Source organism: Streptomyces millisiae, assembly GCF_031845425.1.
GTDB lineage: Bacteria > Actinomycetota > Actinomycetes > Streptomycetales > Streptomycetaceae > Streptomyces > Streptomyces millisiae.
The window spans coordinates 1-457 of record NZ_JAVREM010000289.1; the positions used below are offsets into that span (position 1 = coordinate 1).

Here is a 457-nt window from a genome sequence, read left to right on the forward strand (position 1 = left end):
TTCATGCTCGGCGCCATGGTGGCGATCGAAGCCTTTGCGATCCTGAATCTGGTGGGATTTGGCGCGTTGTCCGGAATCATCGGCGGATTTGCCAACGTTCGGGAGATGGCGCCATTGGTGGCCGGGATCGCCTACGCGACTCAGGCCGGTTGCCGGATGACCGCCGAGATCGGTTCAATGCGAATCGGCGATGAGATCGACGCCACCGAAGCAATGGGGCTGCAGTCAATTCCGTTCGTTGTGGGTACCCGACTTGTGGGCGGTATGTTGTCGGTGGTGCCGGGCTTTATGTTTGCACTGGTGGTCAGCTTCTTTGCTTCCAATGCTGTGATCCGGTTGTTTTATAATCAGCCGGGCGGTACCTACGATCACTATTTCACGATGTTCCTTTCCACGACAGACGTCGTGTATTCCCTCGTAAAAGGTATTGTATTTTGCACAGCCGTCACGTTGGTTC

At 55.4% G+C, this 457-nt stretch carries 1 protein-coding gene; it reads left to right on the top strand.

Annotated elements, in window-relative coordinates; genetic code table 11:
• Positions 1-15: 15 nt before the first annotated feature.
• Positions 16-457 (top strand): ABC transporter permease (locus RNC47_RS36720; protein WP_311605212.1); only part of this gene is annotated, 442 nt, incomplete at its 3' end.